Annotated in this window: 5 protein-coding genes and 2 pseudogenes; 5 read left to right on the forward strand and 2 right to left on the reverse strand. The window is 70.6% G+C overall.

The window, feature by feature from the left end:
- A partial coding sequence (locus tag CC117_RS05420) for a DNA polymerase domain-containing protein (protein ID WP_071082660.1) occupies nt 1-738 on the reverse strand: 738 nt, incomplete at its 3' end.
- 339 nt (nt 739-1,077) lie between these two features.
- Between CC117_RS05420 and CC117_RS05425 the strand changes: the two genes are divergently transcribed.
- From CC117_RS05425 to CC117_RS35975, 4 genes and pseudogenes are all read left to right on the forward strand, one after another.
- Nucleotides 1,078-2,334 (forward strand): cytochrome P450, encoded by a 1,257-nt coding sequence (locus tag CC117_RS05425; protein ID WP_071082661.1) that lies wholly within the window; start codon nt 1,078-1,080, stop codon nt 2,332-2,334.
- Nucleotides 2,335-2,610: 276 nt separating this feature from the next.
- Nucleotides 2,611-4,137, forward strand: a complete 1,527-nt coding sequence (locus CC117_RS05430) for a bifunctional aminoglycoside phosphotransferase/ATP-binding protein (protein ID WP_071082662.1) — start codon at nt 2,611-2,613, stop codon at nt 4,135-4,137.
- A gap of 133 nt (nt 4,138-4,270) precedes the next feature.
- Nucleotides 4,271-5,998: a sensor histidine kinase gene (locus CC117_RS05435; RefSeq protein ID WP_071082664.1), complete on the forward strand. Its 1,728-nt coding sequence runs from the start codon at nt 4,271-4,273 to the stop codon at nt 5,996-5,998.
- A 175-nt stretch (nt 5,999-6,173) separates the two neighbouring features.
- A pseudogene (locus CC117_RS35975) lies at nt 6,174-6,296 on the forward strand (NADPH:quinone reductase); the annotation flags it as partial.
- Between the two features lie 80 nt (nt 6,297-6,376).
- Here CC117_RS35975 and CC117_RS05440 read toward each other — a convergent pair.
- Nucleotides 6,377-6,882 (reverse strand): annotated as a pseudogene (locus CC117_RS05440) (IS110 family transposase); the annotation flags it as partial.
- Between the two features lie 447 nt (nt 6,883-7,329).
- Here CC117_RS05440 and CC117_RS05445 point away from each other — a divergent pair.
- The coding region (locus CC117_RS05445; protein WP_157905348.1) for an AMP-binding protein at nt 7,330-9,311 on the forward strand (1,982 nt) is incomplete at its 3' end.

Here is a 9,311-nt window from a genome sequence, read left to right on the forward strand (position 1 = left end):
GTTCTGGTTGTAGTCGATGAACACCTTCGCGCCACGTTCCTCCTTCCACCAGCTGGTCGTCACCAGGTCGGGGCGGCGCCGCTCCAGCTCACGGGCGAACGCGATGGCGGCGTGGCGGACCTGCGTGAACGTCCACCGCGGCTCGATGCGGACGTAGATGTGCAGTCCGCGGCCGCCGCTCGTCTTCGGCCAGCCGATCCAGCCCAGCTCGCCGAGCAGCGCGCGGGCCTCGCCGGCGACGGCCACCGCCTCGGCGAAGCCGGTTCCCGTCTGGGGGTCGAGGTCGATCCGAAGCTCGTCGGGGTGGTCGACGTCGGAGCCGCGCACCGGCCAGGGATGGAACGTGATCGTGCCGAGGTTCACCGCCCAGGCGACGACCGCCGCCTCGGTCACGCAGATCTCGTCCGCGGTCCGGCCGCTGGGGAAGGTGATCCGTGTTGTCTGCACATAGTCCGGAGCGTTCCTGGGCACCCGCTTCTGGTAGAAGGCGTCACCCGGAGTCCCGTCGCGCTGGGTCAGCTGGGCTCCCTCGACCACGCCGTTGGGCCAGCGTTCCAGGGTGGTCGGTCGCTGCCGCAGGGCGCGGACCGCRCCGTCGGCGACCGCGATGTAATAGCGGACAAGGTCGATCTTGGTGACGCCCGCCTCGGGAAAGTAGACCCGCTCGGGGCTGCTGACCCGCACCGCCCGCCCGCTGACGTCCAGCTCGAGGGGTTCGCCATACCGTGACACCGCCATCGTGTGACGGTAACGCGGCCTTGGTCAGGGCACGGACACCCTCGCCAGACCCTCCTTCCCGGAGTTCTCGGCCGCAGCCGAGAAGGATCACTCCGCCCCGGCGGAGATCACGTCGTTCCCGACAACGATCACCGATGGCCGGCCGATGCCACGGGGCCGCGGGAAGTCGCCGACACTTATCACCCGATAGAAGACAGAAATGGCGGTTGACGTTTCAGCCGATCATTTTCGAAGATGGGGCTAACGCACCGCGCAAGGTCGCAGCCGCGCGCCGGGAAAGGCGGCGGGAGGCATCCACTCCCGCCGGACCGGTTGGCCCACTGCCCGGAGGAGTTCGCGATGGAGACTGCGGCGACGCCAGAGCAGAAAGCCGGGCAGCCGCCGGCGATACTGACGGCTCTCGATGCGGTGAGCCGGCCCGATCCGTACCCCACCTACCGGTCGATACAGGAGGGCGGAGCATTCATCCGGTGTGACGTCGGGGGCTGGGTCACCACCATGGTCACCGGCTATGCCGACTGTTCCGCCGCCTTTCAGAGCCCCTCTTTCGGCAACGGCTATTCGGCAGGGATCCATGCGGACGCGCACCGCACGCCCGGCTCGACGGACAGTGGGCTGAAGTCGCTGCTGCGGAAGGACCCACCGGAGCACACCCGCCTGCGCGGCCTGGTGAGCCGGGCGTTCACCCCGGGCGTCGTCGCGACCCTGACCGAGGAGATCACCTCTCTCGTCGACACGCTGCTCGACGCCGCTCTCGCGGCCGGCGAGGTCGACCTGATCGAGGCCTTCGCCCGCCCACTGCCGCTGTTCGTCATCTGCCGCCTGCTGGGCGTCCCGACGCAGGACGAGCCGGTCTTCAGCGAGTGGATCGTCCCGATGGTGCGCGGCCTGGCACCCGACATGACGTTGACGCCGGAGGACCTGCGCGCCCGCACGGAGGCCACGAACGCCATCCACGACTACTTCCGGGAACTGATCGCCGAGGTCCGGGCGAGACCACGCCACGACCTGCTGAGCCAGCTCGTCGCCGCCGCGCAGGACAGCGACGATCTCCCCGAGCAGGAAATACTCGACCTGTGCGTCCTGCTGCTCGTGGCCGGTTTCGAAACAACTGTGAACCTGATCGGCAGCGGCACGGTCGCGCTTCTGCGGAATCCGGACCAGATGGCCAGGCTACGCGCGGACCCCGATCTCGTTCCGGCCGCGGTAGAGGAAATGCTCCGGTATGACCCGACGTTTCCCTTCACCGTGCGCACGGCGCTTCGGGACACCGAGGTGAACGGGCGGTCGTTCAGGCGGGGAGATGGCGTGGTGCTCCTCCTCGCGGCGGCGAACCGCGATCCCGACGCCTACCGCGAACCCGACCGGTTCGATGTCGCGCGGTACGCGGATTCCGCGGATGTCCCCCGCCATCTCGGGCTGGGCCTGGGTGTGCACTACTGCCTCGGTGCCCCGCTGGCCCGCGCGGAGGGGGTGATTGCGTTCCGTGCCCTGCTCGCCCGGGCCGAGCGGATCACCCTGCTCGACGAGCCCTCCTACCGGACCAGCTCCTGGGTACGGGCGATGAGCCATCTGCCGCTCAGGCTGTCGGTGTAGCCCCTCCGCAGCGGCGACGGCGCGTTCGGGACCAAAGACCCGCGCCGCAGGCCGCCGGCCGGGGCACGGATTCCCGGCCGGTGGTCGAGCGATGGCGTCTCCCCGGCTCGCCCAGCGCGCTGACCTGGGCGGGCGGGGTGGCGTCAGGCGCATCACACCGAACGCGGCCGCCGCCCGCCCGGGTGACCTTCCGCCCCTGAGGGTGCGACTTTCGGACGCCGGTAGCCCGACTCACGCACGCTGTGATCTCCGGGGGTTGACCGGCAGTCTCATTCCATGCGTATGGCGACGACCGGCATCACGGTCCCCGCAGGCACCGGGCCAGGTCTCGGCGCCATGCCGGGCCTGCCCGCCGCGCTCTCCGAGACGCTGACGTCCGTGCTCGTGTTCCTCGGCGACCGGGTCTACAAGATAAAGAAGACCGCCGACCTCGGGTTCCTGGATTTCCGTACCCGTGAGGCACGTCTCGCCGCCTGCCAGGCCGAAGTCAACCTCAACCGGCGCCTCGCCCCGGACGTCTACCTGGGCGTCGCCGACATCCAGGGCCCGGACGGGGTGCTGCTCGACCACATGGTCGTGATGCGGCGCCTTCCGGCCGACCGCCGGCTGTCGTCGCTCCTCGCCGCCGGCAGCGACGTGACCGGCCCGCTGCGCGCCGTCGCCCGGCTGCTGGCCGACTTCCACGCCCGCTGCGCCACCTCGGAGCGGATCACCGAGGCGGGTTCCCCGGCGAACCTGCGCTGGCTGTGGGCGGAGGTCCTCGACAGCATCGAGCCGTTCCTCGGGCCGGTGCTCGACACGAACACCATCGACGCCATCCGCCACCTCGCGCACCGCTACCTCGACGGCCGCGGTCCCCTGCTGCACGAGAGGCAACGTGACGGACGTATCCGCGACGGCCACGGCGATCTGCTGGCCGACGACATCTACTGCCTCGACGACGGCCCGCGCATCCTGGACTGTCTGGAGTTCGACCAGCGGCTGCGGGTCGGCGACGTCCTGTCCGACATCGCCTTCCTCGCCATGGACCTGGAGCGCCTCGGCCGCCCGGACCTCAGCCGCTTCCTGCTCGACCAGTACCGGGCCTACACGGCCGTGACGCACCCGCTCTCCCTGGAGAACCTCTACATCGCCTACCGGGCCTTCACGATGTGCCGGATCGCCTGCACCCAGTACGCGCAGGGCTGGGCCGCGGCCGCCGCCGAGGCCAGGGCTCTCGCCTCGCTCGCGCTCGCCAGCCTGCGCCGCGGCCGGACCCGGCTCGTCCTCGTCGGCGGCGGCCCGGAGACGGGGCGCTCGGCGGTCGCCGGGCGTCTCGCCGAAAGCGAGGGCTGGACGCTGCTGCGCGCCAGCTCCGTCGAACGCGAGCTGGGCCACCTGCCGCGCGGCGACGGCCACCCGGACGGTCATCCGGACGGGCGGGTCGACGGACGGGCCGACGGGCGGGCGGACGTGGCCGGAGCGGTGCGGGACGAGTTGCTGCGCCGGGCCAGAACCGCCGTCGAGCGCGGCGAGACCGTCGTCCTCGACGCCTCCTGGACCCGGCGCCAGGACCGGCAGGAGGCTGCCGCCCTCGCCCGTGCGACCTTCACCGATCTCGTCCAGCTTCGCTGCGCGCCCCCGGGGCCGGCGGCGGGGAGCCTCGTCCGCGCCGAGAGCGACGCCGGCTCCCCCGTCGCCTGGTCGACGCCGACCGGGCCCGAACACCCCTTCCACACCGACCCGTGGCCGGAGGCGAAGACCCTTGAACACGGACCCACGCCGACCGACATCCACCGGGCGGCACGGCGGGCGGCACGGTGAACCGCCGGCCGCCCGGCCGGCGCCGGAGGCCACCCACCCTGCCGCCGCACCGGCCGCCCACCCGGTCCCGGGCCCACTCACGGCCGCGGCCGCGGCGCGGGCCGCCATACCCACGCCCCCCGGCGACGGGCTGATGTTCCCCACCGTGGCCCGGTTGGAGCTCGACGACCTGCTGACCCAGCTCGTCGAGCGCGCACAGGACGTCCTGGCGACCCAGAGTCGCCTGCGCGGCCTGCTGCAGGCCAACCGGATCATCGCCACGGACCTGCGGCTCCCCGTGCTGCTCCGGCACATCGTCGAGGCCGCGACCGACCTGCTCGGCGCGCGCTACGGCGCGCTCGGTGTGGTCGCCCCCGACCGGACGCTGGAGGAGTTCGTCCACGTCGGGATGTCCGACGCCGACGTCGCGCGGATCAGGTACCTGCCGACCGGCCAGGGCATCCTCGGCCTGCTGATCGACGACCAGCGCCCGCGCCGCGTCGACGACATCGCCGAGGACCCGAGCGCCTACGGGTTCCCGCCGGGGCATCCGCCGATGCGCACGTTCCTCGGCGTACCGATCATGGTGCGGGCCGAGGTGTTCGGCAACCTCTACCTGACCGACAAGCACGACGGCGCACCGTTCACCGCCGAGGACGAGGAGCTGGCCCTGGCCCTGGCGGCGAACGCCGGGGTCGCCATCGAGAACGCGCGGCTTTACCACGAGTCCCAGCAGCGGCACCTGTGGATGACGGCCTCCGCCGAGATCACCCGGCTGTTCATGGCCGGGGACCCCGACGCGCTCCAGCGACTGGCACAGCGCGTGCTCGAGATCGCCGACGCCACGTTCGTCGCCCTGGCGCTGCGGGCGGAGGAGCCCGCGGGCGACCAGGCCCGGGTCGCCATCGCCGTGACCGCACCGCCCACCGGACGGAGGCCGGCGCAGGACGGGTTGGACCAGAGCGGCGAGGAGGCTGTGAGCCGGGCGGGGCGAAGGATCCCGCTGGAGCACACGCTGACGGGCCGCGTGCTCACCGAACGTCAGGCACTGCGGGTCGACAACGCCCAGCTCGACGCCCTGCCCGACGAACGCACCGAGCACACCGGGCCGCTCATGGTCGTCCCGCTCGTCGCCGGCATCGACCAGTGCGACGGGGCACTGCTCGTCGGACGCGACCACGGCTCGCCCGCGTTCACCGACACCGACCTGACCCTGGCCACCAGCTTCGCCGGCCACATCGCCATCGCCCTGGAGCTCGCCCACGCCAAGGCGGACCAGGAGCGCCTGCTCGTCCTCGCCGACCGCGGGCGGATCGCCCGGGACCTGCACGACCACGTCATCCAGCGGCTGTTCGCCGTCGCGCTCGGCATGCAGGACCTGGCGCAGTACGAGAACCCGTCCAACAGCGACCGCATCACCAGCTACATCGAGGACATCGACGCCACCATCAAGGACATCCGCCGCACCATCTTCGAGCTGCGCAGCGCCCACCCGACGCGCGCCGCACGGCTGCGCACGGCGCTGGAGGAGATCTCCGAGGACATCCGGCCCGCGCTCGGCTTCGCGCCGACGATCACGCTGAGCGGCCCGCTCGACTCCGTCGTGGACGACCGGCTCGCCGACCATCTCCTCGCGGTCGCCCGCGAGGCCCTCACCAACACCGCCCGCCATGCCCGAGCCGGCACCGCCGAGCTGCGGCTCGCCGTCGACGGCGACGCGGTCACCCTCGACGCGGTCGACGACGGTGTCGGCATCGGGGACTCGACCCGCCGCAGCGGGCTCGACAACCTGCGTACCCGCGCCGAGATCGTCGGCGGCAGCTACACCATCTCCACCCCACCTGGCGGCGGGACGCACCTGCACTGGTCCGCGCCCCTGTAGCGGCGGGCGCACCCGGAGCGATCCTGGAACGCTCCTGGAACAGACGCTGTCTCACGGCCACGCGCCGGAGCCGTCGGAGGATGGCGGCAGCCCGCCCGRTCAACCGGTCGATGCGTGGGACGCGACGAGCTGGATAAGCATGTCCCGGCTGGCGCCCCTCGACCTGCTACGTGACGTCGGTACGGACGCCGGCCTCCCCCTGCACCGGTTCCGACTGAACCAGACAGCCGCGGCGCACGACGCAGTCGAGGCAGGCATCGTCGGAAAGGTCCTTGTCGACGTCACCCGTCACCCGTAACCCGGCAGATCTCGAACAAAGTCGTGGTCCCGGCGAAGAATAGCCCGTTCGCTCTGTCCGCCCAGGGCTATTCCTGCCGGCCGGTTGCGGTGCCGAGAGGACCCGGTGACCAGCACCGCCCGCAATCTGGTCAGCCGCCGCAGATCCCGCACCGGCGCCGGCGGCACGAACGACGGCCGTAGCATCCCCGCTCGTTCAGCTTGCACAGCCACACCGCGTCGAGCTTGTCGGTCTTCGGTCGGTCCGGCACGTTCTTGACGTCGCGGGCGTTGACCAGCCACACCTCCAAGCCGGCGGCCTCCAGTAGATAGAACCAGATCCGCCAGTAGTCCGACGCGCTCTCCACGACGACCCGCTCGACCCCCTGGGACCGCAGATGGTCACCGAGCGCGACGACGTCGCCGTACCGGGCTGCCACGGTCCAGACCTTCCGCACCTTGCGGCCAGCCCGATCCTCGTGCGGGAGGCGGGTGCAGACCATGCCCGAGTCCTTCGCCACGTCGATCGCCGCCACCCGTGCCAGCAGCGGACTCGACTCCTCCACCTGCTCGGCGTCCGGCACCGCCGGGGTCGTCCGCGCCGCCATCCAGCCCACCCATCCCTTCACGATCAGCACGGCCAGGGTGGGCCGGGCCGGGGAGCAAGGCAGAGACCGGACGAATCTGGCCAGCGTGCTCGCAGCGACAGGACGCAGCTCTCGCGCCGCTCCCGGCTCCAGACTTGGTTACGCGCTCACCACGCAAGCTCAAACGGGCTCACAGCCCGACCCCAACCTAGATCATTTCGCGCCGTCGCGGCGTCCGCAGGCCCGGGTGACTTGGTTGTCGGCCCTGAACTCGACCGGTCGCCACGCGACCCTGACCAAGGACGAATGCCCCACGACCACACCAGACGCGGCATCGCCTCCCGAATCGAACACACGTTCCATAAACCTGGCGGTTCCGGACACCACCCACCCAGGCCGACCTATGTAAATTTAGGTTAGGTTACCCTACACTGGTGGTATGGATGGTCAGCGCGGTGAGGGTTCGCGATGAGCCGGGGTGGGGATTCCCGTGAGGGTGCGGGGAGTCCATCGGCTGGAGAAGAGGCGTCTTCCGGTCGGGGGGTGAGCGGTGGGAAGCGGTTGCCTCTCTCGTTTGCCCAGCGCGGGAACTGGGCGGCGCAGCGGTTGTTCCCGGGTTCTGCCGCTTTCTGTGTGTGCGACCTGGTGTGGCTTGACGGGGCCATCAATGTGGGGGCGTTCGCCGACGCGGTGAGTGGGGCGTTCGCGGAGACGGAGGCGTTGCGGGCGGTCATTTATGACGATGACGGGGCTCCTTCGCAGTCGGTCGGTGGGAGGCTGTCTCTGCGGACGGTGGTTTCCGAGGAGGTGCTCACAGACGAGGAGATTCGGTCTGTGGTCCGCGCCGGGGTGCGTGCGCGGGAGGTTTCGGCGGCTGAGGATCTCACGTCGTCGACGCTGTTCAAGCGTGTCGGTGGCGGGTGGGTGTGGTCGTTCACGACGAATAATCTCCTGCTTGACGGGTATAGCACGTCTCTCTATATCCGTCGGGTCGCGGAGCTGTACTCGGCTGCGGTTGATGCAACCCCCGCGCCGCCGAGATGGTTCGGTCGTCTGGAGGATCTCGTCGCGGGGTCGGCATCGACGCCGGGTGGGTCCGACATCGTCGATCACTGGCGTGGTGTGCTTGCTGTCGACGCGTTTTCCGAGCCCACGGGAAGCACGCCCACTGATCTGTTTTCGTTCTCGTACCGGCCTGTTCCCGTGGCGCTTCCAGCGGGGGCCGGTGATCGCCTGCGTATGCTGGCGCGCGAGACAAAGAGCACGTGGACGGATCTCGTCATCACCGCGTGGGGGCTGTATACGGCCCTTGCCGGGAACCGGGACTACCTCGCCGTGCGGGTACCGTCGATGATGCGCGGCGAGCCGGAGTCGCTGCGCGTGCCGGGCGCGGTCGCCCGGGCGCTGCCCGTCGCGACCGCCCTGCACCCGGGCGCCACCTTCGCCGAGGTGCTGTCGGTGGTGGGATCGCAGGTCCGGGATCTACGGGACAACTCTGCGATCGAGGATCATCAGCTCGCCCGTCTCTGGACGGGAGGAGAACTCTCCTACCTGTCACTGCCCTCGGTCAACATCAAGATGTTCAGGACGACACCGACCTTCGGAAAGGTCCCGGGGATCACAGAGCTGATCAACCCCGGCCCGACCGGTGCGTTGGATCTCTCCGTCTACGGGAGCCCGGGACGGGACCTGCGGATGAATATCTCCGGCCGGTCTCCACTCGTGCCGACAGAAACGGCCAGCCAGCACGCAGYGGCGTTCACAGCGTTCCTCGGCCACCTCCTCGGCGGCCCTGCGGGCATGACGCTCCACGAACTCGCGGAACTCACGATCACTCCCTCTCCGGCCGATGCCGGGTCGGTGGGTGCGGGGGTGGTGGTTCCCGCGGTGACGGTGGACGGGCTGATCCGGGATCAGGTAGCMCGTACTCCGGGGGCGGTCGCGGTCGTGGACGACGCGGATGGTGCGGAGGTGACGTACGCGCAGTTCGACGCGCGGGTGAACGCTTTGGCTCGTCTCCTGACCGAGYGGGGTGTGACGGTCGGTGATCGGGTCGCGGTGGCCCTGCCGCGTTCGGCGGACCTGGTGACCTCCCTCGCCGCGGTGCTTCGCGCCGGCGCCGCGTATGTYCCCGTCGAYCCGGGATAYCCCGCTGGGCGTGTTACCGCGATCCTGCAGGATTCCGGTGCCCGTGTGGCTATCACCGATGGTGCGACGGCGGYGGCCCGTGCGGGCGTGTTCACGGCCGCGGGTGTCGTCACCGTGGTCCTCGATGAGAATGCTGTTCGTCGCCAGATAGCGCACGGGGCGTCTGACGCGCCCGTGCTGCCGCGCCCGGTCACCCCCGRCGATACCGCGTATGTGATCTTCACGTCCGGTACCACGGGACGGCCCAAAGGCGTCGCGCTGTCCCATGCCGCGGTCGTGAACCGGCTTGTCTGGGGCCGGGA

The sequence above is a fragment of the Parafrankia colletiae genome (genome assembly GCF_001854655.1).
In the GTDB taxonomy this organism is placed as follows: Bacteria; Actinomycetota; Actinomycetes; order Frankiales; family Frankiaceae; genus Parafrankia; species Parafrankia colletiae.